We start from the raw sequence: 24,941 nt of genomic DNA on the forward strand, positions 1-24,941 counted from the left end.
TAGCTTAAAAGTAGGATAATTTTGCTAATAGCGACAAAACCACCCGATCTATTTAAAACTTTTTATTTACAGCAGATCTTTTTACATTTACCCGCATAATATTTTACTAAAACGATTGACATGAATACACAAACCACGAAGTGGTCGCAGTTCGGAACACTAATAATAGTGTTCTTTTTTTGGGGCTTTGTAGCCGCAAGTAACAGCATCTTTATTCCTTTCTGTAAGAAGTTTTTCCACCTGGATCAATTACAGTCGCAACTGATCGGATCTGCTTTTTATGGTGCTTATTTTTATGGATCGCTTCTTTTATACCTTTTCTCCTACCTCAGTGGTGTGGACATCCTCAATAAGATCGGTTACAAGAAAGGTATTATTTATGGCCTGTTGATTTCTGTGGTGGGTGCCGTGGCACTGGCGCTGATCAGTACTTCCGCCAATCCGACATTTGGTTTGATTCTGGTTGCTTTTTTTGTCATTGCACTGGGCTTTTCCCTGCAGCAAACGGCGGCCAATCCCTTTGCCATTGCGCTGGGTTCTCCTGAAACGGGTTCCCACCGGCTCAATATGGCCGGGGGTGTCAACTCCTTCGGTACCCTGCTGGGCCCCCTAGCGGTAAGTTTTATGTTATTTGGAAGTGTTACCAGTCAGACCGAAGCAACACTCGGCAATATCGAAACCGTGTATTTTGTACTGGCAGGACTGTTTACGCTGGCGGCTATCATATTTGCTTTTTCCAAACTGCCCAAAGTCACCAGCGACGAGAAACTGGAGAAAAGTCCCAAAGCACTGCGGGTACTGCTGATCATTGGTATCGTCTTCCTGCCTATTTTATTTGCTGACGCTATCCGGGAATCCACCGGTATTCCCAAATCCGCGGTAATTTATGGCTCATTGATTATCATCCTCGGCCTGCTGTTCAGCAGTATGCGCCTGGCAAAAAAAGACAAAACAGGCTGGGGTGCGATGCAGTATCCCCAATTGGTGCTGGGCATGATTGCAATATTCGTATATGTGGGTGTGGAAGTCACCATCGATAATAATTTCGGCGCCCTGCTGCTGCGCCGCGAGTTTGGCGGATTTAACGAAGAACATAATTCTCATCTGATCGCCCTTTACTGGGGCAGTCTGATGATCGGTCGCTGGACTGGTGCCGTTAGTGTTTTTAATATCAGCAAATCTGCAAAAAGGATTTTGGTGATCCTGATGCCATTTATCGCTTTCGGCATCATTTGTCTGGCCAATTTCCTGAAAGGCAATCCTATCAGTGATTTCAAGTACTATCCGATCTTCCTTTTGTTCCTGGTTGGTGCCAATCTGTATGCGCAGGAAAAACCCGTCAAATTATTATTAACCGTTGCGGTAATGGCCGTTGGTTTTGTACTGGTTTCCCTGTTCAATACCGGCATGCTGGCCAATTATTGCCTGATTGCCTGCGGGCTCTGCTGTTCGGTCATGTGGCCGGGTATCTTCTCTCTGGCCATCGCCGGTACCGGCAAATATGCCAGTCAGGGTTCCGCCTTCCTGATCATGATGATCCTGGGAGGGGCGATCATCCCACCGGCACAGGGCGCCCTGATTGATCTGGACCTGGGTACAGAAGTTAACGGCGTAACAACGGGTCCCTGGACGCATATGTCGTATATTGTGCCACTTATTTGTTTTGCTTATATCGCCTGGCATACCATCAACAGCCAAAAAGCGTTGAAGAGTCAGGGAATTGATTTTGACAATCCAGTGAGTGGCGGCGGTCACTAGCGACCAAAAACTACAGTAAATGCATTTTATTTTCAATATATCAAATTAAGAACATGGGGGTATATGACCTTTCAAACGAGATGGTGATAGGTATTGACATCGGCGGCACCAATACCAAATACGGACTGGTAAATCACCGCGGAGAAATTCTCGACAAGGGGGAGATCAAGACCGATGATTACCCGACCATGAAACAATTCATCAACGCGCTGCATAAAGCGCTGAAGCCCCTGCTCGACCAATACCAGAAGACCCATCGATTGATCGGTATCGGCGTCGGCGCTCCGAATGGCAACTATTATACCGGTACCATTGAATACGCGCCTAATCTCCACTGGAAAGGCATTATACCCATTGCCAAACTGATTAGTGATAAATTCGGTGTCCCCTGTACCCTGACCAATGATGCGAATGCTGCTGCGGTGGGCGAAATGATGTACGGAGCCGCAAGAGGCATGCGGGATTTTATAATGATCACCCTGGGTACCGGTGTCGGCAGCGGCATTGTGAGTAACGGCCAGGTAATTTACGGCCATGACGGCTTCGCCGGCGAACTGGGACATATTATCGTACGCCCTGGCGGACGTACCCATTGGAGCACCGGAGCCCACGGGTCCCTGGAATCCTATTGCTCTGCAACCGGCATAACCATCACCGCCAAAAAACTCCGCGCGGAATATCCTGATTCCCTGCTGAACCAGATTCCTGAAGAAGCCCTGGACTCCAAATCGGTATTCGAAATGGCCCGGAAAGGGGATTCCACGGCTTTGGAAGTATTTCGCTATACCGGACAGATTCTGGGGGAAGCCCTGGCTAATTTTATCATGTTTTCTTCTCCGGAAGCCATCATACTATTTGGCGGTGTCATTAAAGCCGGTGATTTCATCATGCAGCCTACCAAGGAACATATGGAAAAAAACCTGCTGCCGATTTTCCAGAATAAGGTCAAACTGGTATTCAGTGAGCTCCGGGAAGCGGATGCTGCGATCCTGGGTGCCAGCGCCCTGGTCTGGGAGAATTGAACAGGGTTGATCCGGGTTGAGGATTCATTTTAAATTTAAAACCCATTAAGATGAAACAGGCAATTGTTTTTCTGCTCTTGGTCTCAGGTGTAATGGCCTGTAGTCCCAAACCCTATGCTACGGCAGATAAAGTCTATAAAAAACAGGCAAAAGCATATAGTGAACTGCTCCGGCAATACCCCCTCCGGGATTCAGGAATGCAATTTGTCGGCACGACCAATTTTACCATGCGGCGGCCTAATTTTGTCATCATCCATCATACCGCCCAGAACAGCTGTGAGGAAACCCTGCGAACATTTACCAGAAAAGGAAGCCGCGAAGTAAGTGCGCATTATGTCATTTGCCGGTCCGGCACCGTCTATCATATGCTCAATGACCTGCTGCGGGCCCATCATGGCGGCGTCAGCCGTTGGGGCACCCTGACCGACCTGAACAGCAGCAGTATCGGTATCGAAATCGACAATAACGGCCATGAGCCTTTTACCGAAGCCCAGATAAACAGCCTGCTGGTATTACTGAATAATCTAAAGACTACCTATAAAATTCCGGAATCCAACTTTCTCGGTCATGCAGATATCGCGCCGGGACGTAAGGTAGATCCCAGTCGCTTTTTCCCCTGGAAGCGCCTGGCAGATGCAGGCTTCGGGTATTGGTATGACACAACTGCCGTTGCGGTAAAACCAGACTTTGACGGGTTGATGGCCCTTCGCACCATCGGCTATAATACCGCCCGCCCCGCCGATGCGATTCAGTCCTATAAGATCCATTTCAATCCCTCCGATACGACAAGGGTACTGACGGCAACCGATGACCGGATCATCAGCAGCCTGCTCGAAAAATATAAATAGGTGAAGGATTGACCCGCGCCACCTACATTGAAAAATTGCCGGTACGGCGGATCTAAATCGAAATGTCTAAGGTAACCGGGCGATGGTGGCTGCTCAGGCAGGTGTATAGGTTTCCATTGCCTGCTGTTCCAGCCACTCTTTTCTGCCCAGCCCTTCCAGTACATGTCTTTCACTATGGTAGGAGGAACGTACCAGGGGGCCACTTTCCACATAATCCAGCCCCATTTCGTAGCCGGCATGACGGTAATATGCAAATTCATCGGGATGTACAAAGCGCTGCACCGGTAAATGCTTTTGGGTGGGTTGCAGGTACTGACCGATCGTCACAACATCACAACCATTATCCCGGAGGTCCCTCAGGGTCTGTACAACTTCCTCCCGGGTCTCACCCAGTCCCAGCATAATGCCGCTCTTGGTCCGCATACCGCCCTGTTTCAAAGTCCGGATCACTTCCATGCTGCGCCAGTATTTGGCCTGGATCCGTACCTGTCGGGTCAGCCTTTCCACGGTCTCTATATTATGGGAGACCACTTCGGGCGCTGCATCCATGACCCGTTGAATATCATCGGTTTTGCCTTTAAAATCCGGTATCAGTGTTTCCAGTGTGGTGCCAGGGTTCAGCGCCTTGACTGCTTTAATGGTATTGTGCCAGATCGTAGAGCCCCCGTCTTTGAGTTCGTCCCGGTCCACGGAAGTAATTACGGCATGTTTCACCTTCATTAAGTGAATCGCTTCGGCTACCCGCTGGGGCTCATCCCAGTCCAGTTCGGTAGGTCTTCCTGTCGCTACGGCACAAAAACCACAGCTGCGGGTACAGATATTGCCCAGAATCATAAAAGTCGCCGTACCGGCGCCCCAGCACTCCCCCATATTGGGGCAGTTGCCACTTTCACAGATCGTATGTAATTTATGGGTATCCACCAGATTACGTACATGCTTGTATTCCTGACCAATCGGCAGTTTCACACGTAACCAATCCGGTTTCTTCACTTTGGTAGTAACTGGTAATTCCGTCATGCTGCGAAAATAATGCTTTTTAAAATGCGCACCACCGTGTTTCGACGCAGCAGTCAGATGGCTGCTGGTGGCTGCGCAGGGCTTAAGGTTAACAAAAGGCCCTGATCAATTGTTCAAGAACCTTTTCTCAGTATCATAGGATGGTTAATTACCCCTCATCCAATGACCGGTGCGGCCGGATGCCTTCAATCAGCTATCAGGTTTTCAGTGAAACCAGGCCCGGTCAGTTATACATCGCCGGTTCCCGGCATGGATACGTTCCGCAACGGTAGCCATCTCCGTGCATCATGTGCCTTCAGAGCAGGCTGTTGAGCAACAAAACACCGATCAGCCCCGCCAGGCCAATCACGGATTCCATCAGGGTCCAGGTTCGGAAAGTATCTTTCAGGGAGAGGCCCAGGTATTCTTTAAACATCCAGAAACCGGTATCATTGACATGAGAACACATCAGCGAACCGGCACCTATGGACAGAACCATGAGCTCAGGTCGGACATGCAGGCTGGCCACCAGCGGCTGCACAATGCCGGCTGCAGTCAATCCCGCAACCGTAGCAGAGCCGATGGCAATTCTCAGAATCGTGGCGATCAGCCAGCCTAACAGCAGTGGCGGTAGTCCGCTCCCGGTAAAAAAAAGTGTGATGGCTTCTCCGGTACCACTGGCGATGAGTACCTGTTTAAGGGCGCCTCCGGCGGCAGTGATAAAAACGATGGATGCAATCGCATTGATGGCCAGACCACATCGGTTCATCAACTCGCTGATTTTTACACCGCTGGGCAGTCCCAGAAAAAGCAGGGCCAGGACAAGGGCGATCAATAGCGACATCGCCGGATCACTGATAAAGACCAGCAATTGTCTGCTGGTTCCTGAGGGCTGACCCAGTTGAAGTATTAACGTAGCGGTTGCGAGCATCAAAACCGGTGAGAGAGCAATCAGCAGACTGACAAGGAACCGCGGCGGGCGGGCCGTTGCGACCGGTGCGTCATTGAACAGCCCTGCAGGCGGCCGGGCTTGCACTTTTTTTATCCATTCCGGAAACAGCACAGCAGCCAGGATTAAAACCGGAACGGCCACCAGAAGACCATAGAGCAGTGTCAGTCCGATATCCGCCTGAAATATACCCGCGATCACCGTAGGGCCCGGATGGGGCGGCAGGAATCCATGCGTCACAGAAAGTGGGGCAGCCATGGAAATCGCCAGATAGGTCAATGGTAAACCCGTTTGGCGTGCGACCGTGTAAACAAGCGGTATGAGGACAACGAAACCTGCGTTGTAAAATAAAGCCAGGCCCACGCAGAAACTGGTAGCGGCAATGGCAATTTTTGCACGGCGGGCGCCAAATATCCGTAAGAGCCAGTCACTGATCTGCCGGGTCGCTCCGGTTTCGGTGAGCAGACTGCCCAGCATGACGCCAAAACCCAGCACGGCAATTACTGAACCCATTATATCGCCGGCGCCTTTAGAGATAGCTCCCAGGAGTACAGCATTCTCCATCCCGCCGGCCCAGCCGATAAATAAAGCGGTAAGGATCAGTGAGGTAAAAGCATTGATTTTTACCCAGCCGATGAGCAGCAGCAACAGCAGGATACCGATAACGAGCACAACAACAGGGTTCATGGCAATATTTTAAAGGTTCAGGGCCCGGATCACAGCTGCGCCGGTAGTCTGGGCGTCCGATTGAATCACAACACAGTGCACATCCGGTTCCGCCGCTGTAGGCGGTTCCAGTGTCTGGAACTGACTCCGCAATAGATCAGCGGGCATAAAATGGCTTTTTCTTGCGGCCAGTTGCCGCTGAATCGTTTCATAATCTCCCTGAAGATAAACAAACCGGAGAGAAGCGATCCCCATTCTTAAAAGATCCCGGTAACTTTTCTTCAATGCGGAGCAGGCCAGCACCACGCCTGTTTCCTGCTGCATAATATTGATCCGTTCAATTATCCGCCGAAACCATTCCTGCCGATCCTGGTCATCAAGGGGTTTCGAGGCCTGCATTTTCCGGATATTGGCTTCAGGATGTAATTCATCACCATCGATAAAACTAAAGTGGGCGGCGGCTGCCACCATTTTACCAATCGTTGTTTTCCCTGCTCCGGAAACGCCCATTATAATAATACAAGCTTTCATAAGAATGCAATGATTCTATCAACGGTTACTAGTCTGGAGAAAATTGTGTCAGTTCCTGCTGCTCAACTCGCAGGAAAGCTTCCTTCAACAGGCGGGTCTGCGTGCCCGCCAGGCCGTCGCCGATCTGAATCCCATCAATGGCTACCACTGGCAGCAAGCGCTTCGTGGTAGAAGTCATAAAGACCTCCTTTGCCTGTAACAACTCTTCCCGGCTGATATCGCGTTGTTCTACGGGCATGATTCCTGATGCCAGTTCCAGCAATTTTTTTCGGGTAATGCCTTCCAACACATCCCGGGCCGGTGTTACCAACTTACCCTCCGTAGTAATAATAAAAACATTCGCCCTCGGAAACTCTGTGATCCGGTCCTGATGATAATACAATACATCATCGAGTCCGCGTTCTCGCAGCTGATGCTGCAGCCAGATACCCATCAGGTAGTTGACGGACTTTACGCCAGGCAGGTCCCGGCAATAATCATGCGTCATAATTTTCACTCCTTTATTGAATTTTGACGCGTCGGGCAATACCAGGGGGGACTGCTCCAGGATCAGGTTGCCCCGCACCGGCGTGTAATGATCGGGTGCATAGCCCCCTGTCAGGATCATCCGGATACCAGATTCAGGGAGTTGATTTTTATGGATTAAAGTTTCAATGGCAGTCCTGAGTGCTTCCTTAGTTAGCGGCATTTGAAGGTACATGGCCGCAGCAGAATTGAAAAACCGGTCCAGATAATCTTCCAGGAAAAGCGGTTGATGGTCTACGGTTCGAAAATAATCGAAGGCAGCATATCCTCGCTGCAGGGCCAGATCACCGGTACCGATAAAAGCCCGATCCGCCGGGTAAAACTCCTGGTTCACGAAAATCCATTTCATGGTTGATACCTATTGTATTTTTTTAAAATTTCGATTACCTGTTCCCTGGGCAGTGCCTCCACTTTGTGTCCGTCACGGCCTTCCATGGTCCGGGCGGCGAACAGGGAATTAATAATGGCTTCCTCTGTTGCTTCTATGGCGGCCATAAACAGCGGCGACATATCATCATTAGCTACGGTCTCAGAACGGAGCAATTCCTTTGCGGGTACGTCTGCCGGGATTCGAACCAAGGGACTATTGGAAAAGGCAATCACATAGTCTCCACTGCCATTGCTGGCGATCCCACCGGTTTTGGCAATGCCCATGAAGGCCCTTTTGGCCAGCCTTTCCAGGTTGCGGGCGTCCAGTGGCGCATCGGTTGCCACCACCACCATACAGCTGCCGTCCGGTGTATGATTCAACTGGTCTTTCAGATAATAGGTGCCCAATACCTCGCCTACTGGTACGCCGTCCACCTGAAGTACGCCACCGAAATTGGTCTGGACCAGTACGCCGACCGTATATCCTTTCAAGTCCGCCGGAAGCTTCCTGGAAGCGGTTCCAATGCCACCCTTAAATCCAAAACATATCGTCCCGGTACCAGCACCGACATTCCCCTGTTGAACCGGTCCGCTGTGGGCCGCAGCTATGGCTTCAAGCACATCAGGGACCGTTACATGCCGGCCACGAATATCATTCAGATATCCATCATTGGTCTCTCCTACCACAATATTGACACTCCGGACCTGCTCATTGCCTTGTTGACGCAGGGTATAACTGATGCCGCCGTCGATAGCAGCTGCGACATTTAAGGTATTGGTAAGGATGACCGGACTTTCCAGATTGCCCAGTTCCTGCACCTGTGTAATACCGGCCAGTTTGCCAAAACCATTGCCTACATAGATCGCCGCCGGCACTTTCTGTTGAAACAGGTTACCGGAATGAGGCTTTATTACTGTTACACCGGTTCTGACGGTACGATCCTGAATGAGCGTTTTCTGTCCCACCAGTACATCCGGTACATCAGTGATACTGTTGAGGGGACCAGATTCCAGTACACCAATCCTGACAGGCGCCGTCGACTGGGCGCCACCGTAAAACCACCCCGTACATAAGAATGTGGCAAGCAGAAGGCGGATAGACTTTAAGTACATAGCTGTGAAAATAACAAAATATATCAGAAGCCCGGTGTTCTGATGATTCAGACCTTCATCCTTATCGATCTGGCGGCAATGAAATTTTCAGGCTTTCAATATACGGGGTCCATGAAAGATGCCGGCGCCTGCTTATCTTTAGAAAAAATATATCATATGACTTCGACTGTACAATATGACGGTGCATTAAGAACCACCTGCACACACCTGAGGAGTGGCGCGGCTTTTGAAACCGACGCGCCAACAGATAACAACGGCAAAGGAGAACGTTTCTCGCCCACCGATCTGCTGGCTACCAGTCTGGCGGCCTGCATGCTGACGGTCATGGGCATCAAAGCCCGGACCATGGATTTTGATCTGGAAGGTATTCAGGTGGAAGTACTAAAAAACATGGCTACTGATCCGCGGCGCGTCAGCGGCATTGACCTTCAGTTTCATATTCCTGCCTCCCTACAGCAGTTGGAGGCCAAAACGATCACCATTCTTAAAAATACGGGGCTGACCTGTCCGGTGGCCAAAAGTCTGCATCCGGACATTGTGCTTACTATTGATTGGGGCGCCTGGGCCTGATCCCTGGCTTATGGCGTTTTCAGGATCGAACCTATTCATTCGCCAGAGCAGCTTACAGCGGCTATAAGTTGGAACCGTATCACTCAAATAAGAACGACTAAGAAGCTTCATAGGCCAGGAGAAGGGCAGATCTTACCAGCCCTTCTTCCACATTTACCAGGTCAAAGCAGGTCCAGCCCCTGGCTCCCCATTTGTTAGGCACCGGACGAATATGCGCCGGGTCGGCATTACAGAAAAATAGCTGGTCTTCAGGCAGCAGGACAATATTAGCCGTCGCATTTCCTTCCAGCAATGTGGTAAAGATTTTTCTGCCCGGCACTTTAAATGCGAGTCTTTCAAAATGTGGATGGGCCTGAACTTCGGGCAACGACAATGCCTGTTGTTTAAATACAGATGGGCTCATGAGGTTTACATTTTATACAGGCCATGCCTGTTGGTTTAGTGTTGTATCTTCTGGTTTCTGGCACCAAATAACATGCTGCCAATGCGTACCAGATTACTACCTTCCTCCATTGCCAGCTCATAATCTCCGCTCATACCCATGGAAAGCACGCTGGGTTGCAGATTGGGAATCTCGTAATTTTTTAATTGCTCAAAACATGATTTCAGTTGCCGGAATTCACGGCGCACCAATCCCTGGTCTTCTGAGAAACTGGCCATACCCATCAACCCGCACACCCGGACCATCGCCAGTTCACCGAGTCCCCCTATCAGGTCCGTAAGTTCGGCCTTATCCAGACCAAATTTCGTTTCCTCAGTTGCGATATGAACCTGCAACAGACAATCGATGACACGTTGCTGTTTTATAGCCTGCTTGTTGATTTCCCGCAGCAGATTGTAACTATCGACACCATGTATCATATGTACAAATGGCGCGATAAACCTGACCTTGTTGCGCTGCAGATGGCCGATAAAATGCCAGCGGATATCATTGGGTAACTTTCCATGTTTATCCAGTAGTTCCTGCACATAATTTTCACCAAAATCACGCTGGCCCAGGTCATACAGCTCCTGTATCGCTGCCGGGGGTTTCAACTTGGATACAGCCACCAGGGTTACCTGCTTGGGCGTCAGGGTTTCCTGTAACTGGTGGTAAGCGGATGTATTGACTGACATAACTGCAAAAATAAAGTTCTCCACCGATCTGCCAGTCAAAATACTTGTCGGCCCCCGACCGGAGGCTGTCAGTCCTCCAGTAAAGTAAGGTCTGTTCGGGGTGGCGGCAGGTTCATGGCTTTGATTTCGGCCTTGCAGGCCGCCACCATTTCTTCTGTCATTTCGTATTGATAATTTCCGTAATCTTCCATCGTAAAACTTCCTACATAGAAAAACCCGTATTGCTCAAAAAACCGGGTAAGGTCTGTCTTACTCACCTGGCAGGCGGTCTTTACAAAATTGAGCTGGTAAGGGGCTGGATTATTGCCCCGGTCACCCCAGCCCCCGCGGCCGCGTCTGCCACCACGGGAAGCCGCCTGACGCTTGCCCTCTTGACGGAAAGCTTCGAATAAATCCGGATAAAAATCCGGATAATTTCCGGGACCGGTAAAATACAACTGTAATTGCCAGAATGGTACCAGACGGTTAAAAACATCTTTATCCTGCAGGTAGCAGATTTTTCTGGCAATAATACTATCACGGGCTTTCTGATAATTTTTCTGCTCACTGATCCGGCTTTTGTTACCAAATGACTGGGTCCCGTACAATGAAAAAATATTATTGCTCACTTCGCCCAGTCCGCCCCAATTCAGGTAAGGTCGCAATTGGTGGACATGTCCCACTTCATGGCTGAAACCCCAGCAGGGATCCCCTTTGATGACCCGGTCAGGATCCACAACCAGGGCCATGGCATTGCCGGGATCCGTACCCATATAAGCGACGCCGTCCCCGTCACGGAACATATAATAATTATAATTGACCCGGGCCAGGATATGATTCTCTGGTACTTTATTATATTTAATCAGTCCCAGCAGACGGTGCTGCCGGTATACCAGGGAATCATAGTTCGCAATGAGCTCCAGGCCACGACCATATGCATATTTTTTACAGGCAGCCGCAGGGTAGGCAATTTGAATATGGCGTCCCCTTGCGTCGATAACCGGATACACTGCCTGATCAATCAGTCGGTTCCAGTCTTCATTCGTATGCCTGGCAGCGTCAAAGTAGCCGTTTACTTTGCCATCGGTAAAATGCACCTGCACCGGCGGCGCTTTCTGTGGCTCGTCAGCATAGTAGTCCACATAAGCCAGCCCGCCAAACCCTTTAAGTTCGATGCGGTTGATACCGTTACGTAATGGGAAACGCTGACGGTGGATGCCCCAACCGGCGGGATCCTTGGTCGGTTCTATTCCTTCTGGTGCATGCCGTTCCCAGTTGGGAACGACCAGGCCTACCTCCTGCCCTGCGACGACCCCATCCACCAGGATAATATGTACCCCTTCGGGAAGATAGATGCCGGTAATTCCTTCAAACTTACTATAACCATCCCCAATCATCAGCTCCTGGCCCAAGGTCGTTGGTGTGCGCCAGGCTTTATATTCAGCCAGACGATATGAGGAATTATATTTTTTCAGTAATTGGGCCTGGGCCAGCGCTTTCAGAGACGGATCCTGCATTTTTTCTATATCCGCTTTTCGAATACCTTTTCTCAGGGAAGTGGCCATTGGATTTTCAAATACCATCAGGTCCCGGTAAAGCGACCGCAATTCTTTTGCAGTCTGGCTATAGGCGCTGCACAATACACTCAGGGCCGCTCCTAAAAGAAATAGTTTTTTTACTGTCATAGCTGATTTTAGTTGCTTTGAACCAGTAAGATAAGAACTAAGTATTGGGATTTGATGCGCAAACGATTGTACAAAAACTCAGTCCAGCAGCCGGGACATATGGCTAAAATCTTTTTCGAAACCGATGATATTTGACTGACGAAATTCATGCGTTTCGTGCATGGTCGTCAGGACCATAACATCCATGCCCGCATTTCCGGCGGCATCTACACCTTTGGGGGCATCTTCAAATACCAGACAATCTCCGGGATCCACCCCCAGCAAAGTCGCACATTTTAAAAAGGTTTCCGGATCGGGCTTGCTATGAACAACATCATCGGCGCTAACTATGGCTTCAAAATAGTCACGTACGCCCAGTCCATCCAGCACAAAATCAATATTAAACATAATGGCGGCAGAGCCGATGGCCATTTTTATCCCCTGCCCGTCGGCGTTTTGCAGAAAACGATCCAGGCCAGGGAGCAGTCGAAGATGGGGCCGAAAATGAATCTGATACTGCCGCTCCTTTTCCATTCCCATGGCCTGCTTCTCTGCGGGAGTGAACCGGGCCGGAAAAATTCTTTCCAACAGCTCATCGTTTTTTCCGTAGCAATGTTCTTTGGTCGTTTCCAGAGATATACCGGCGCCCAGTTCATTTAATATACCATGCCATGCATGAATATGATATTGCATATCATCGATCATCGTGCCGTTCATATCAAACAAAAAAGCTTTGTAGCGCATGGAGGTAGTATTAGGTGCGGGACTGGATTCAGTCAACTGTTACAGTTGCTGCGGCCCTTGAAAAAAATTTGAGGTCACAAAAATAGCGGCTTAGCCCGAAATTATTGTTGTATCTTAATCAGGTGAATAGATTTGATGCAAACTTCAAAGAATACAAAAATGATCTGGTTTAAAAAATACGAACTGAACCGTTTGAACGATGCACCTGTAGTGGACATGCATACCCATCTCGAAATCCGGTTTACAGCTATTACCGAAAACAGCCTGGAAGCCACCATGCCGGTGAACGAGAAAACCCGACAGCCCTATGGTATTTTGCATGGAGGCGCTTCTGTAGCCCTTGCAGAAACGATCGGCTCCTTTGCCAGCAGCCTCGTCATTGATCCCGAAAAATACATTGTCGTAGGTATGGAGATTAATGCCAATCACCTCAAAGCGGTCCGGTCGGGACAGGTTCGGGCAGTTTGTGAGCCGCTTCACCTGGGTAGAAGCAGTCATGTCTGGGATATCCGCCTTTACGACGACGACCGAAAATTAATCTGTATCAGCCGGCTGACCGTTGCTGTGCTTAAAAAAGAGCTTGCACCAACAACCTGAAATCTTTGATTGCTTTACCCAATTTGATCTGGTAGGTTTTACTTTAATATATTCCTGCTGATTACGATGCGCTGCACCTCACTGGTACCTTCATAAATTTGGGTAATTTTTGCATCGCGCATCAGGCGTTCTACATGATACTCCTTCACATATCCATATCCGCCATGAATCTGTACCGCTTCAACGGTTACCCACATCGCGGTTTCTGAGGCCGTCACTTTGGCCATCGCAGAACAATGTCCATATTCCAGATGATTGTCCTTTTGCCAGGCGGCTTTCAGGACCAATAGCCGCGCGGCTTCAATACGTGTCGCCATATCGGCCAGCTTAAAGGCGATTACCTGATGGTTCATGATCTCCGTACCAAAAGCTTTTCGGGTCTTGGCGTAATCTCTGGCCAGCTCATAAGCACCACTGGCAATGCCCAAGGCCTGCGAAGCAATACCGATACGGCCGCCATCCAGGGTTTTCATGGCAAAACGGAATCCAAAGCCGTCCTCACCAATCCGGTTTTCCCGGGGTACTTTCACATCATTGAACATCACAGTATGGGTGTCGCTGCCCCGAATGCCCAGTTTATTCTCTTTGGCCGCCACGGTTACACCAGGCCAATCCTTTTCGACTATGAAACAATTGATGCCCCTGGTGCCTTTTGCGGGGTCGGTCTGGGCCATTACCAGATAAACCGAGGCCGAACCACCATTGGTGATCCAGTTTTTAGTACCGTTTAGGAGGTAGTAATCACCCTTGTCTTCAGCCGTTGTCCGCTGCGAAGTAGCATCGCTACCTGCTTCAGGTTCACTCAACATAAAAGCACCGATATACAGTTCCCCATCTTTTTTACCCTGCGCCAGTGGAACCAGGTATTTTTCTTTTTGTGCGTCCGTTCCGAATTCCTGGAGCCCATAACAAACCAGGCTGTTGTTTACACTCATACAAACACTCAGGCTGGCATCGATTTTCGAAATTTCCTCCATTGCCAGTACATAACTGACTGTATCGAGACCGGCACCGCCGTATTCAGGCCGCACCATCATACCCATAAAACCCAGATCAGCAATTTTTGACACCAGCTCTTTGGGAAATTGTTGTTTTTCATCTCGCTCAATGACGCCGGGCAGACATTCCTGTTTTGCGAAATCCCTGGCCGCCTGCTGAATCATGAGTTGTTCTTCAGTAAAAGCAAAGTCCATATAGCATAGTTTTCGATAAATTTAGAGTATTTGAGGCATTTACCAAATCCGCTGCATTTCAAAACAGAAATCGGGGTCCTGAGACCCCGATTTTAAACAATATCCAAATAATGAGCGGTTGCACCGCCTCATCGCTTATTTTCTTCTACCACCGCCGGTAGCCGCATCGTTCATACGGATTCTTCGACCACGGTAATTTTTGCCGTCGATGGCTTTAATCATTTTTTTGCCTGCGGTGGGTTCAATTTCAATCCAGCTGTTCATTTCTTTCATGTCGATATTACCCAGCACATCCTTTTGCAGACCACTCATATCCAGTATGAACTGCAGGAAGTTGGCTTTATAAAATCCATCTTTGGTGCCCAGATTCACAAAAAGCCGCTGATAGCCATTGTTTTTTCCACTGCGCTTTCTGCTAAATCCGTCCTGTCTGGCCCCCCGGTCTTCCCGACCGCGGTCATTGCGGGCATTCAGATCAGGTGCATTCTCATAATATTTTAAAAACCGGTCAAATTCCAATGCGGCAACCCTTTGCAGGATTTCTTCCTTGGTTACTTCGGCAAATTTCTCTTCCAGCACCGGCAGGTAGGCCTCATACTCATGACTGCTGATATCCGCGCTCAGTAATTTATCAATAAAATAGAAAAACTGTTTGCGGCATACATCTTTACCGGCAGGAATGTCCATTTTAGCAAACCGGGAATTCACCAGTTTCTCTACCTGGCGGAGCCGATACGACTCGCGGGGTGTTACAATGGAAACCGATATACCACTTCTGCCCGCCCGACCGGTTCGGCCACTGCGGTGGGTATAGACTTCGGTATCATCCGGCAATTCATAATGAATGACATGTGTGATCCCCTTCACATCGATACCCCGGGCAGCCACATCAGTAGCAATCAACAGCTGCAAGGATTTTTCCCGGAAACGCCCCATTACCTTATCCCGTTGGGCCTGGGTCAGATCCCCGTGGAGGGCTTCAATATCGTAGCCTTCACGCACCAGCAATTCCGTAACATGCTGGGCATCCGCCTTGGTCCGGGTAAATATGATCCCATAAATTCCCGGATTAAAATCGATGATTCGTTTCAGGGTTTCATAGCGGTTGATATGCTGGGTTACATAGTATTGGTGGTCGATATTCGCATTGGCCGTATTGACTTTACCAACGGCAATTTCAACCGGCTGGTCCATATAGCGTTTGCTTACATGTCGGATTTCCGGGGGCATCGTGGCACTAAACAGCCACATACTGTGCCGGTTTACCGTTTCTTTCAGGATAAACTCAATATCGTCTTTAAATCCCATATTGAGCATCTCATCCGCTTCATCCAGCACCACGTAATTAATGTCTTCCAAATGAATCGCCTTGCGTTCAATCAGATCAATCAGTCTGCCGGGTGTGGCAACCACTATATGTGTACCTCTTTTCAGTTCCCGGATTTGTAGCGAAATAGAAGTCCCGCCGTAAACCGCAGTTACCTGAACTTTCTGCTTTCCTGAAAATTTCTCAATATCTGAAGTGATTTGCAGGCATAGTTCCCGGGTCGGACAGATCACCAGGGCCTGCGGACTGCGTTGACTTTTATCGATCAATTGTAACAGAGGCAGGCCGAAAGCGGCGGTTTTGCCGGTACCTGTCTGCGCCAGGCCCACAAAATCCTTTGTGCCCTGTAATAAAACCGGTATGGCTTTTTCCTGTATGGGTGTGGGGGTCTCAAAACCGATAGTCTGCAATGATTGAAGCAGCCCTTCTTCAATTCCTAAAGATTCAAATGTTGTCATAAAACGGGTGCAAAGGTAGTATAATGTTGATAGTTTACATTTTTTAGTTGTTGCGAAGGCCCCAGGAAAAGTTATTCTGTTGATAAACAATTTTTTACAGCGAATCCTCCGTCTGGGGTCGCTCATCCGGTGCCTGAACGAAAAAAAACCATCCCGCGAACAGGATGGCTTCCTCTATATTGCTTGCCGAACAAAAATCCTTAATGCACCGCTGTATCTCCTGCTACCGTATCTTCGGCCGCAGCCGGAGCAGTACCTGATAGACTGTCTGCCGGTGCTGCCTTAAATGCGGCCGCTGAATCCGTATTTTCGAGGCGGTTTTCAACAGCCGGATCGCCGCAGGATAAAAAACATAAAGAACTGATTAACAGTAATATAAACAGTATTTTCATCGTAAACTTATTGTCTATTTACAAATCTTCTGCAGGTATTGGCCTGAACTGACAGGCCTGCAAAACCCGGCAGGATTCGGGGAGATACACCGGTTTTTTAGCTGTTTTCACTCTTATATACAATAGTTAAAAAAAAGTAACCCTTGTATATTTTTTTTTCTGGCTGCGAAAGGGTTACTATTTTTAAAAATTCGTATTAAAACATACTTACGCTTGAAAGATTCTACTTTAGAACAGGAACTAGGATTACTGAAAGGATTAGCCCGCAACGATAAGAAATCGGCAGCATTGATTTATAGTCAGAATTACAACCTGATTCAGGCTTTGATTGTAAATAACAGTGGGACGATCGAAGATGCGAAAGATATCTTTCAGGAAACGATGATGGTACTTTATGAAAAGGCGCGGTCCGGTAATTTCCAGCTGAATTGCCAGATTAGCACTTTTCTATATGCTGTGGCCCGAAGGTTGTGGCTGAAAAAGTTGAATCAGCATGGCAGACAGGTGCTGGATTTTGATGATACCAACGAGAACAGGGTCATAGTGGATGATGACCTCCAGGACCATGAGCAAAAAGACGCTGAATTTGAAATGATGCATGCAGCGATCAGTAGTCTGGGAGAACCCTGCAAAAGTCTGCTGGAAGCATTTTACTTCAAAGAAAACAGCATGCAGGAGATCGCCGAAACGTTTGGTTATACCAATTCGGAAAATGCGAAGACCCAGAAATACAAGTGCCTGGTTCGATTAAAAAAAATATTCTTTTCTCAATATAAAAAAAACGACAAGTGATGAATGAGCAGCACAGTAACATTACCCTGTTAGAAGCCGTGGAACGGTATATAATGGGTGAGATGAACCCTGATGAACGCCTGCACTTCGAAAACCTCAGAAGGTCTGATAGTGATGTGGACCAGTTGGTTGTCGAGCATACCCTGTTTCTGCAGAAACTGAACCGCTTTAATCAATGGGAAAAATTCCAGCGCTCGCTGAATGAAATTCATAAGGAGCTATCTGCACAGGGTAAAATAGATGCAGAAAAAACCAGGGGCGGAAAATTGCGTCATTTATACCACCGGTACAGAAAAACGGCGATTATCGCTGCTTCTATCGCTGGTATTACTACCCTGATCCTCACCGGCATGGTGCGATCGCTTTCCAATAAGTCAACCAACCATACCCAATTTGAAATCCTGAAAAACGATATCAATAACCTGGCCCTGAAATCAAAAATGCAGGATCAGGAAATTCATAAACTTAAACAGAGCAGTACGGCCAAAAACATCCCGGAAATTCCATATACCAATAGCGGAACCGGATTCCTGATCGATGGCAAGGGTTATCTGGTAACCAATAGTCATGTCATTGAAAATGCCCAGAATGTAGCGGTACAGAATGTGGCAGGAAAAGAATTCCTGGCCAAAGTAGTTTACAGCAATCCCCTGACCGATATCGCCATTGTGAAGATTACGGATAAGGACTTCAAAAGCCTGCCTTCCCTGCCCTATAGTTTTACCAAAAAGAACCCTGAACTGGCAGAACAACTGTTTACCCTGGGTTATCCAAGAGAAGACATTGTCTATAATGAAGGTTATCTGAGTTCCAAGACCGGTTACCGGGGCGATACAATGAGTTTTCAGATCGACATGACGGCCAACCGTGGTAATAGCGGTAGTCCGATTATGAATCATAACGGAGAGGTATTGGGAATATTGAACGGAAGGCAGAAAGATGTGGAAGGCTTTGCTTTTGCCATCCAGTCGAGAAATATTTTCAAGGCACTGGACGAACTGAAAGACCGCGATAATACAGATTCAACCCTTAAAACCATCAAACTGAATACCAAAAGCAGTCTGTATGGAATGAAACGCTCGCAACAGACCAACAAAATAGAAGATTATATCTATATGGTTAAAGTGAATTAAAGACCACCGTATAACAATAGACAAAGGCCGCAACAAATATGTTTGCGGCCTTTGTTATTTCTGTATACTTTCAGGTTATCTGGTTGACGGGCCGGTTTCCTTTAAGGTGTTTCCGAATCCGCGCTCCCGCGTACCCCGACAGCGTCTGTGTCGGTGTAATAATGACCTAACCCCAGAGATTGGTACTATAGGCTCCGGCATCGATCAGCGCATTGAGTTGCTGCTGCACCGCAGGCGCATCTTCCTTGTAAGTCACGCCAAACCATTGAGCTTCTGTGGTTATTACTTTCACCACACCGCCATCTTTAATAAAATTATCTACCACGGCCGGAATAAGAAATTCTGCTTTGGGCACCGTTAGTTGTTCGCTGATAAATGCTTTAAAATCCTTTTCATATAAATCAAAAACCGAGGGATGAAAGCACCAGAAATTCATCGACACAACGGTATCTTCGTTCAAGGTCGCAGGTTGCAAACCGTCGGTCACCGTAATTTCAGCTCCTGTCCTTCCAATACCAATCCTTTCCACAATTCCTGCCAGGTCCCCTTTTTCATCCAGGCTGCAAACGCCGCGGTTCACCGTGCCATGTGCGGATAAGGTATTGACCAGCGGATACCCGATCACGGAGTAGGTCTTTTCATCACAATCACCTGTCAGGAATGCTACCGCTTTGGCGAAAGCGTCATAACCATAAAAATCATCGGCATTAATCACTGCAAAAGGTGTATCCACCACGCCTTTAGTGCATAAGACGGCATGTCCCGTACCCCAGGGTTTGGTGCGTTCCTCCGGCACTGAAACGCCATCCAGAAACATATCCAGTTCCTGAAAGGCAAAAGTATAATCAACTTTCCCGTCCAGTTTGGATGCAAACAGATTTCTGAAATTTTCTTCAAACTGCTCACGAATTAAAAACACTATTTTACCAAATCCTGCTTTCACAGCGTCTGCAATGGAATAATCCATTATGGTTTCTCCGCTAGGCCCGAATGCCTCTACCTGTTTCATGCTGCCATATCTGGAAGCCATACCCGCCGCCAGGATCACTAAAGTTGGTTTCATAATTGATTTAAGTAAAATTTAGAAATTTAAAACACAGGTTTCAAAAATAAGGTAATTTAGCCAAGAGGGAACTTAGCTAATGGAGATAATTAATGAAACGGCCATTGAGATCACGCATTCCCGGCTACTAAGTCGGCCATCGGTGACCGTTGATGTACTCAGGCTGGACCGGCTGCATCCCGTCATTAGCGGGAATAAATGGTTCAAGCTGAAAAAATACCTGGAACAGGCGGACCAATCCGGCAAAAAAACGATCGCCAGTTTCGGAGGTGCCTATTCCAATCATATTATTGCCACTGCTGCCGCCTGCCACCTGTCAGGATTTGAAAGTATGGGTATCATCCGGGGAGAAAAACCGCAGCAACTATCCCCCACCCTCGAAAAAGCCATGGACTATGGCATGAAACTCTACTTCATCAGCCGCGATGATTACCGGCAGAAACGAATACCCGATGCCATCGCAGCAGTCGATCCCTTTATCATACCCGAAGGTGGCTATGGTGTGCCGGGGGCCCGGGGTATCGCGGAAATCCCCTTCTATCGCCATCATTATAATATCGTTTGTTGTGCGGTAGGTACCGGAACAACCCTGGCGGGACTTATCAATAGTAAAACGGAAGGACAACAGGTACTGGGCGTCAGTGTTTTCAAGAATAATAATAGCCTTTGCGATGAAGTTGCCGCTTTATTGTATGATCCGGAACAACCTTTCAGCCTGGTGCATGACTTTCATTTTGGCGGCTATGGCCGGCACCGGCCCGAGTTGCTTGAATTTATGAATGATCTGTTCCGAACTGATGGCATCCCCACAGATTTTGTATATACCGGGAAGCTATTCTATGGCGTTCGTCAATTAATAGATTCCGGCTTTTTCAGGGAACCCTGTCGCCTGTTACTGATTCATTCAGGTGGGCTGCAAGGCAATCAGTCATTAGGTAAAGGAAAGTTAATATTCTGATCCGATTATTTTCCAACTATTATCTTTGTTGACTTACTTAATGGCTCTATTTATGACGAAAGCGATATTTCTCCTTTGGACAGGCTTAATGATTCTCAGCAATTTATCTGCACAGGAAATGCTTCCTGATTTCTCGGTGTACAAAATTGGTGGCGGCCGAGTGGTGGTGGCCTGGACCCATAATTATCCCTCCATAAAACAAGTAAGCATTCAACGCTCCACCGACAGTCTCAATTACTTCAAAACCATCGGTAATATGCCGGATCCCAGCCTGCAGCAAAATGGCTTTGCAGACGCCAATCCGCCCTCGCCTAATATGTTTTACCGCATTTTTATCATGTTTGACGGCGGTCAGTACCTGGCCACCAAGTCCAAACGTCCTGCGGTTGATACCCTGGGTCTCGCAGATGCCTATAGCAGTGGCAGTTCGGATGTCCAGGCAACCCTGAACAGCAATTTTCTACCCGCGGGTTTTAATCAGTCGACTTATGTATTCACTACGCCTGATCGTTATGTGAAAGTGGAACTTCCTTTCGATAAAAGAAAATACGATTTGAAATTTTTCCGGGAAAACGGCCAGCCGCTCTTTGAACTCAACGATATCAAGGAACGTCATTTTAAACTGGACCGGGCTTACTTTTACAGTGCCGGATTTGTAAATTTTGAGCTGTATGCCGATGGCAAGCTGCTGGAAAAATACAGGGTCTATGTACCTAAGGAATTTTAATCGCCTACTTGAAAGCGTTCAAACCGGTAATGTCCTGTCCTGTAATCAACAAATGAATATCGTGGGTTCCCTCATAGGTAATCACGCTTTCCAGATTCATCATATGGCGCATCACTGAAAACTCACCGGTTATGCCCATGCCACCTAGTATTTGCCGGGCATCACGGCAGATACGGGCCGCCACCTCACAGCTATTCCTTTTGGCCATACTTACCTGCTGTGGCGTCACTTTTTCTTCGTCCATTAACACACCCAGCCGCCAGTTCAACAATTGCGCTTTCGTTATCTCCGTGATCATTTCCGCCAGTTTTTTTTGTTGGAGCTGAAAACCCGCAATAGGTTTACCGAACTGAACCCGTTCCCTGGCGTAACGCAATGCGGTATCATAACAATCCATAGCTGCCCCAAGCGCCCCCCAGGCAATACCATACCGGGCCTTGGTCAGACAACTCAAAGGCCCTTTCAGCCCCTTTACACCAGGCAGGATATTTTCTTTCGGCACCCGTACATTGTCAAATACCAGTTCACCGGTAGCCGAAGCGCGCAAACTCCATTTGTGATGGGTTGTCGGCGTCGTAAAACCTTCCATGCCCCGCTCCACTATCAATCCCTTTACATTTCCTCCGTCATCTTCATCTCGGGCCCAAACCACTGCTACCTGGGCAAAAGGGGCATTACTGATCCACATTTTGGCGCCATTCAGTAGGACGTCTGTCCCTTCCGAACGGAAGCTGGTCCGCATACCGGCCGGGTCACTGCCATGATCAGGTTCGGTCAGTCCAAAGCAACCGAGCCAGTTACCACTGGCCAGTTGGGGCAGGTATTTTTTCCGCTGTGCTTCACTTCCATAGCTGAAGATAGGAAACATGACCAGCGAGCCCTGTACGGAAGCCGTTGAGCGTACCCCGCTATCGCCCCGTTCCAGTTCCTGCATCATGAGTCCATAACTGATATAATCCAATCCGGCGCCACCGTAAGTTTCAGGTATTGTAGGCCCGAAACAGCCCAATGCGCCCAACTGGCTGACAATCTGCTCGGGGAAAGCCGCGCGCTGTGCGTAGTCTTCGATTATCGGTGCAATCTCTTTTTTTACATAGCTGCGCACCGCATCACGGATCATCAGGTGTTCCTGGCTTAAGAGTTCATCAACTTTAAAATAATCCGGACTTTCGAAAAGATCTTTTTTTACAGACATAAATTATCCAATTTACCGATTCGCAAATACCCTATCGCATGGAGCCTATTCATTGTAACCCTTTGTTGTGCAACATGTACTTGATATCGGGTTCTTTCATTCGAAAATTACGGTACAGCGTAGCCAGGTCTTCACTATTACCCCGGGATAAAATCATCTCCCGGAAACGCTGGCCATTTGCCCGGGTAAGTCCGCCGTTTTCCGTAAACCATGCAAAAGCATCATGATTCAACATGTCGGCCCAGGTATAAGCGTAATACCCTGCCGCATATCCATTGGCCCAGATGTGCTGGAAATAAGAGGAGCGGTAACGAGGAGGTACCGCCGCGATCAAAAGTCCTGTTCGCTCGAGGGCCGCTTTTTCAAAGGCGTCTACATCCCGGACAATGGAGTCCCGGGATGTCAGTAAATGCCATTGTAAATCCAAATTGGTTGCAGCCAGTAATTCTGTAAAAGCATACCCCTGATTGAATCCTGATGCGGCCTTTATTTTAGTGATCAGTGAGTCGGGCATGGGCTGGCCGGTCTCATAATGCCGGGCATAGTTTTTCAGAACCGTGGTGTCCAGGGCCCAGTGCTCGTTAAACTGAGAAGGCATCTCAACAAAATCCCTGGCGACATCCGTTCCTGACAGGGAGGGATATTGCTGATTAGCAAATAAACCATGCAAAGCATGTCCGAATTCATGGAACATTGTCGTGACATCATCAAAACTGATCAGCGCAGGCTGCCCTGCCACAGGTTTAGGGAAATTACATACATTATATATGACAGGTTTGGTACCGAGTAGTCTGGACTGGACCACCATATTGCTCATCCAGGCACCCCCCCGCTTATTATCCCGTTTATAGAAATCTCCATAAAACAGGCCAATCGAATGGCCATTGGTATCAATCACTTCAAATACCCGGACATCCTTATGGTAAACCGGCAGGTCCGTTCTGGGCTTGAAGCTGATGCCGTATAATTTTTCAGCAGCGAAAAACACACCGTTTTTCAATACACTATCCAGGACAAAGTAAGGTTTGATGGCCGCATCATCGAGTTGATAGCGCTGAAGCCTGACTTTTTCAGCATAGTAATCCCAATCCCATGGTTCCAGTTGAAAACTGTCTTTTTCAGCTATGATGGCCGATTGTATGACTTCAGCTTCCGCAGCCGCTTTCTGAACAGCAGCCGGCACCAGTTTATTCAAAAATGCAGTAACCGCCTCTGGTGTTTTGGCCATTTGATTTTGCAGGGTCCAGGCCGCGAAATTCGGGTATCCCAGTAGTTCGGCCTTCCGGGCCCTAATCTGGGCCAACCGCGCAATACCTGCCCGTGTATCGTTGCTGTCAGATTTTTCCGCCCTCGTCCAGGCGTGTTCAAAAAGGGTCTCGCGGGTCTGTCGGTTCTGCAGCGACTGTAGCGCCGGTTGCTGGGTGGTATTAATTATGACCAGCTGATATTTCCCTTCCTGCTTATCAGCTTTTGCCGCTGCTGCTGCCGCAGCGATAGCCGCCTCTGAAAGACCTTTCAGCGCTTCTTTTGAATCGACCGTCAATGCGGCCGCCTTTGATGCAGCCAATAATTGATTACTGAACCGGCTACTCAATGCCGCAGCTTCTTCATTCAGCTCTTTTAGCTGCTGTTTATCCGTTTCTGAAAGCGCGGCACCGGCCATTATAAATTTCCGGTGGTAATAATCTACCAATTTTCGGGATTCAGCATCCAGCTCGAGGGTGTCCAGTTGCTTATAAACTGCGTCGACCCTTTTAAACAATTTTTCGTTCAGGTAAATCCCGTCATTATGGGCAGCCAGCCGCGGCGCCATTTCCTCTTCTACCTGCTGCAGGATATCATTGGTATTAGCACCCGTTAGCAGGTCAAAAGCCCGTTCCACCCGCCCGAGCATGGCACCGCTTTTCTCCAATGCGACCAAAGTGTTTTCAAAACCAGGGGTAGTCGTATCGTTGGCGATCTTTTCAATTTCCCGGTTGTGTTCCAGCAAGGCCTGCTCGAAGGCCGGTTTAAAATCAGTATCACGGACCTTATCAAAGTCGATTGCCTGAAAAGGAAGCGTACTGGCTTCTGAAAAGGGGTGATGCTCAATTTGGCTATCCGTTTGGTTGTCACCAATACTATTACATGCAGTTATCATTGCTATTCCGATTAAAAATAAAATATACTTCATCTTCAATGTTTTAATTATGGCCACAGGTTGCAATCGCTAACAAATGTAAGCAGAGAAGGCTGAATTAAAAAGCGCAAAAAGCA

Annotated in this window: 24 protein-coding genes; 9 read left to right on the forward strand and 15 right to left on the reverse strand. The window is 48.3% G+C overall.

All coding sequences use genetic code 11. The features are described 5' to 3' along the window. Positions 1-120: 120 nt before the first annotated feature. The 3 genes from ACYVI9_RS13345 to ACYVI9_RS13355 are packed head-to-tail and all read left to right on the forward strand — an operon-like array spanning position 121 to position 3,628. On the forward strand, positions 121-1,758 hold the full coding sequence (locus ACYVI9_RS13345) for an MFS transporter (RefSeq protein WP_460765178.1): 1,638 nt from the start codon (positions 121-123) through the stop codon (positions 1,756-1,758). A 53-nt stretch (positions 1,759-1,811) separates the two neighbouring features. After that, positions 1,812-2,780 carry an ROK family protein gene (locus ACYVI9_RS13350; RefSeq protein ID WP_460765180.1) on the forward strand — a complete coding sequence of 323 codons (969 nt, stop codon included), beginning with the start codon at positions 1,812-1,814 and terminating at the stop codon, positions 2,778-2,780. Between the two features lie 50 nt (positions 2,781-2,830). Further along, positions 2,831-3,628, forward strand: coding sequence for an N-acetylmuramoyl-L-alanine amidase (locus tag ACYVI9_RS13355; protein ID WP_460765182.1), 798 nt, complete (start codon positions 2,831-2,833; stop codon positions 3,626-3,628). Between the two features lie 93 nt (positions 3,629-3,721). Here ACYVI9_RS13355 and lipA read toward each other — a convergent pair whose 3' ends face one another. The 5 genes from lipA to ACYVI9_RS13380 form a co-directional block, all read right to left on the reverse strand. Further along, a complete protein-coding gene (gene lipA / locus ACYVI9_RS13360) occupies positions 3,722-4,645 on the reverse strand; it encodes a lipoyl synthase (protein WP_460765184.1) in 924 nt (307 codons plus the stop codon). Between the two features lie 295 nt (positions 4,646-4,940). Beyond that, the gene (locus tag ACYVI9_RS13365) at positions 4,941-6,260 is read right to left on the reverse strand and encodes a gluconate:H+ symporter (protein ID WP_460765186.1); all 1,320 of its coding nucleotides are present in this window, start codon (positions 6,258-6,260) and stop codon (positions 4,941-4,943) included. A gap of 9 nt (positions 6,261-6,269) precedes the next feature. Then, on the reverse strand, positions 6,270-6,770 hold the full coding sequence (locus ACYVI9_RS13370) for a gluconokinase (protein WP_460765188.1): 501 nt from the start codon (positions 6,768-6,770) through the stop codon (positions 6,270-6,272). A 28-nt stretch (positions 6,771-6,798) separates the two neighbouring features. Further along, positions 6,799-7,644, reverse strand: a complete 846-nt coding sequence (locus ACYVI9_RS13375; protein WP_460765190.1) for an aminotransferase class IV — start codon at positions 7,642-7,644, stop codon at positions 6,799-6,801. Further along, positions 7,641-8,777, reverse strand: coding sequence for a DmpA family aminopeptidase (locus ACYVI9_RS13380; RefSeq protein ID WP_460765192.1), 1,137 nt, complete (start codon positions 8,775-8,777; stop codon positions 7,641-7,643). Before ACYVI9_RS13380 ends, ACYVI9_RS13375 begins: the two co-directional genes overlap by 4 nt. A 156-nt stretch (positions 8,778-8,933) precedes the next feature. Here ACYVI9_RS13380 and ACYVI9_RS13385 point away from each other — a divergent pair, with 156 nt between their 5' ends. After that, positions 8,934-9,347: an OsmC family protein gene (locus ACYVI9_RS13385; protein WP_460765194.1), complete on the forward strand. Its 414-nt coding sequence runs from the start codon at positions 8,934-8,936 to the stop codon at positions 9,345-9,347. Positions 9,348-9,444: 97 nt separating this feature from the next. On the opposite strand, the gene ACYVI9_RS13390 is transcribed toward ACYVI9_RS13385, so the two are convergent. The 4 genes from ACYVI9_RS13390 to ACYVI9_RS13405 form a co-directional block, all read right to left on the reverse strand. Then, entirely contained in the window at positions 9,445-9,750 is a 306-nt protein-coding gene (locus tag ACYVI9_RS13390) for an MmcQ/YjbR family DNA-binding protein (RefSeq protein WP_460765196.1), read from the reverse strand. 35 nt (positions 9,751-9,785) lie between these two features. Next, the gene (locus ACYVI9_RS13395) at positions 9,786-10,463 is read right to left on the reverse strand and encodes a YggS family pyridoxal phosphate-dependent enzyme (protein ID WP_460765198.1); all 678 of its coding nucleotides are present in this window, start codon (positions 10,461-10,463) and stop codon (positions 9,786-9,788) included. Positions 10,464-10,531: 68 nt separating this feature from the next. After that, entirely contained in the window at positions 10,532-12,127 is a 1,596-nt protein-coding gene (locus tag ACYVI9_RS13400; RefSeq protein WP_460765200.1) for a M60 family metallopeptidase, read from the reverse strand. Between the two features lie 78 nt (positions 12,128-12,205). Beyond that, positions 12,206-12,850 (reverse strand): HAD family hydrolase, encoded by a 645-nt coding sequence (locus tag ACYVI9_RS13405; protein WP_460765202.1) that lies wholly within the window; start codon positions 12,848-12,850, stop codon positions 12,206-12,208. A 135-nt stretch (positions 12,851-12,985) separates the two neighbouring features. Here ACYVI9_RS13405 and ACYVI9_RS13410 point away from each other — a divergent pair, with 135 nt between their 5' ends. After that, positions 12,986-13,447, forward strand: coding sequence for a hotdog fold thioesterase (locus ACYVI9_RS13410; RefSeq protein WP_460765204.1), 462 nt, complete (start codon positions 12,986-12,988; stop codon positions 13,445-13,447). 38 nt (positions 13,448-13,485) lie between these two features. Here the strand turns inward: ACYVI9_RS13410 and ACYVI9_RS13415 are convergent, their stop codons facing one another. From ACYVI9_RS13415 to ACYVI9_RS13425, 3 genes are all read right to left on the reverse strand, one after another. After that, positions 13,486-14,640: an acyl-CoA dehydrogenase gene (locus ACYVI9_RS13415; protein WP_460765206.1), complete on the reverse strand. Its 1,155-nt coding sequence runs from the start codon at positions 14,638-14,640 to the stop codon at positions 13,486-13,488. Positions 14,641-14,775: 135 nt separating this feature from the next. Then, positions 14,776-16,425 carry a DEAD/DEAH box helicase gene (locus tag ACYVI9_RS13420; protein ID WP_460765208.1) on the reverse strand — a complete coding sequence of 550 codons (1,650 nt, stop codon included), beginning with the start codon at positions 16,423-16,425 and terminating at the stop codon, positions 14,776-14,778. A gap of 200 nt (positions 16,426-16,625) precedes the next feature. Continuing rightward, positions 16,626-16,817, reverse strand: a complete 192-nt coding sequence (locus tag ACYVI9_RS13425; RefSeq protein ID WP_460765210.1) for a hypothetical protein — start codon at positions 16,815-16,817, stop codon at positions 16,626-16,628. A gap of 213 nt (positions 16,818-17,030) precedes the next feature. Here ACYVI9_RS13425 and ACYVI9_RS13430 point away from each other — a divergent pair, with 213 nt between their 5' ends. After that, positions 17,031-17,609: an RNA polymerase sigma factor gene (locus ACYVI9_RS13430; RefSeq protein WP_460765212.1), complete on the forward strand. Its 579-nt coding sequence runs from the start codon at positions 17,031-17,033 to the stop codon at positions 17,607-17,609. Continuing rightward, a complete protein-coding gene (locus ACYVI9_RS13435) occupies positions 17,609-18,742 on the forward strand; it encodes a S1 family peptidase (protein WP_460765214.1) in 1,134 nt (377 codons plus the stop codon). Before ACYVI9_RS13430 ends, ACYVI9_RS13435 begins: the two co-directional genes overlap by 1 nt. 166 nt (positions 18,743-18,908) lie before the next feature. Here ACYVI9_RS13435 and ACYVI9_RS13440 read toward each other — a convergent pair whose 3' ends face one another. Next, positions 18,909-19,805, reverse strand: a complete 897-nt coding sequence (locus ACYVI9_RS13440; RefSeq protein ID WP_460765216.1) for a nucleotidyltransferase family protein — start codon at positions 19,803-19,805, stop codon at positions 18,909-18,911. Positions 19,806-19,884: 79 nt separating this feature from the next. Between ACYVI9_RS13440 and ACYVI9_RS13445 the strand changes: the two genes are divergently transcribed. After that, positions 19,885-20,763 carry a 1-aminocyclopropane-1-carboxylate deaminase/D-cysteine desulfhydrase gene (locus ACYVI9_RS13445; RefSeq protein ID WP_460765218.1) on the forward strand — a complete coding sequence of 293 codons (879 nt, stop codon included), beginning with the start codon at positions 19,885-19,887 and terminating at the stop codon, positions 20,761-20,763. A gap of 52 nt (positions 20,764-20,815) precedes the next feature. After that, a complete protein-coding gene (locus tag ACYVI9_RS13450) occupies positions 20,816-21,490 on the forward strand; it encodes a hypothetical protein (RefSeq protein WP_460765220.1) in 675 nt (224 codons plus the stop codon). A 4-nt stretch (positions 21,491-21,494) separates the two neighbouring features. On the opposite strand, the gene ACYVI9_RS13455 is transcribed toward ACYVI9_RS13450, so the two are convergent. Together ACYVI9_RS13455 and ACYVI9_RS13460 are read right to left on the reverse strand one after the other, a co-directional pair. Next, a complete protein-coding gene (locus tag ACYVI9_RS13455) occupies positions 21,495-22,685 on the reverse strand; it encodes an acyl-CoA dehydrogenase family protein (RefSeq protein ID WP_460765222.1) in 1,191 nt (396 codons plus the stop codon). A 49-nt stretch (positions 22,686-22,734) separates the two neighbouring features. Beyond that, a complete protein-coding gene (locus ACYVI9_RS13460; RefSeq protein ID WP_460765224.1) occupies positions 22,735-24,858 on the reverse strand; it encodes a M3 family metallopeptidase in 2,124 nt (707 codons plus the stop codon). Between the last annotated feature and the right edge of the window lie 83 nt (positions 24,859-24,941).

It is taken from the genome of Niabella terrae (genome assembly GCF_054783135.1).

Excerpts from the sequence above, each read along its gene's own strand:
- ACYVI9_RS13400 (WP_460765200.1), bottom strand. The coding sequence starts at position 12,127 with ATGACAGTAAAAAAACTATTTCTTTTAGGAGCGGCCCTGAGTGTATTG.
- ACYVI9_RS13390 (WP_460765196.1), bottom strand. The coding sequence starts at position 9,750 with ATGAGCCCATCTGTATTTAAACAACAGGCATTGTCGTTGCCCGAAGTT.
- ACYVI9_RS13445 (WP_460765218.1), top strand. The coding sequence starts at position 19,885 with ATGGAGATAATTAATGAAACGGCCATTGAGATCACGCATTCCCGGCTA.
- ACYVI9_RS13405 (WP_460765202.1), bottom strand. The coding sequence starts at position 12,850 with ATGCGCTACAAAGCTTTTTTGTTTGATATGAACGGCACGATGATCGAT.
- lipA (WP_460765184.1), bottom strand. The coding sequence starts at position 4,645 with ATGACGGAATTACCAGTTACTACCAAAGTGAAGAAACCGGATTGGTTA.
- ACYVI9_RS13345 (WP_460765178.1), top strand. The coding sequence starts at position 121 with ATGAATACACAAACCACGAAGTGGTCGCAGTTCGGAACACTAATAATA.
- ACYVI9_RS13380 (WP_460765192.1), bottom strand. The coding sequence starts at position 8,777 with ATGTACTTAAAGTCTATCCGCCTTCTGCTTGCCACATTCTTATGTACG.
- ACYVI9_RS13425 (WP_460765210.1), bottom strand. The coding sequence starts at position 16,817 with ATGAAAATACTGTTTATATTACTGTTAATCAGTTCTTTATGTTTTTTA.
- ACYVI9_RS13355 (WP_460765182.1), top strand. The coding sequence starts at position 2,831 with ATGAAACAGGCAATTGTTTTTCTGCTCTTGGTCTCAGGTGTAATGGCC.
- ACYVI9_RS13440 (WP_460765216.1), bottom strand. The coding sequence starts at position 19,805 with ATGAAACCAACTTTAGTGATCCTGGCGGCGGGTATGGCTTCCAGATAT.
- ACYVI9_RS13385 (WP_460765194.1), top strand. The coding sequence starts at position 8,934 with ATGACTTCGACTGTACAATATGACGGTGCATTAAGAACCACCTGCACA.
- ACYVI9_RS13460 (WP_460765224.1), bottom strand. The coding sequence starts at position 24,858 with ATGAAGTATATTTTATTTTTAATCGGAATAGCAATGATAACTGCATGT.
- ACYVI9_RS13375 (WP_460765190.1), bottom strand. The coding sequence starts at position 7,644 with ATGAAATGGATTTTCGTGAACCAGGAGTTTTACCCGGCGGATCGGGCT.
- ACYVI9_RS13410 (WP_460765204.1), top strand. The coding sequence starts at position 12,986 with ATGCAAACTTCAAAGAATACAAAAATGATCTGGTTTAAAAAATACGAA.
- ACYVI9_RS13350 (WP_460765180.1), top strand. The coding sequence starts at position 1,812 with ATGGGGGTATATGACCTTTCAAACGAGATGGTGATAGGTATTGACATC.
- ACYVI9_RS13370 (WP_460765188.1), bottom strand. The coding sequence starts at position 6,770 with ATGAAAGCTTGTATTATTATAATGGGCGTTTCCGGAGCAGGGAAAACA.
- ACYVI9_RS13415 (WP_460765206.1), bottom strand. The coding sequence starts at position 14,640 with ATGGACTTTGCTTTTACTGAAGAACAACTCATGATTCAGCAGGCGGCC.
- ACYVI9_RS13455 (WP_460765222.1), bottom strand. The coding sequence starts at position 22,685 with ATGTCTGTAAAAAAAGATCTTTTCGAAAGTCCGGATTATTTTAAAGTT.
- ACYVI9_RS13435 (WP_460765214.1), top strand. The coding sequence starts at position 17,609 with ATGAATGAGCAGCACAGTAACATTACCCTGTTAGAAGCCGTGGAACGG.
- ACYVI9_RS13420 (WP_460765208.1), bottom strand. The coding sequence starts at position 16,425 with ATGACAACATTTGAATCTTTAGGAATTGAAGAAGGGCTGCTTCAATCA.
- ACYVI9_RS13450 (WP_460765220.1), top strand. The coding sequence starts at position 20,816 with ATGACGAAAGCGATATTTCTCCTTTGGACAGGCTTAATGATTCTCAGC.
- ACYVI9_RS13395 (WP_460765198.1), bottom strand. The coding sequence starts at position 10,463 with ATGTCAGTCAATACATCCGCTTACCACCAGTTACAGGAAACCCTGACG.
- ACYVI9_RS13365 (WP_460765186.1), bottom strand. The coding sequence starts at position 6,260 with ATGAACCCTGTTGTTGTGCTCGTTATCGGTATCCTGCTGTTGCTGCTG.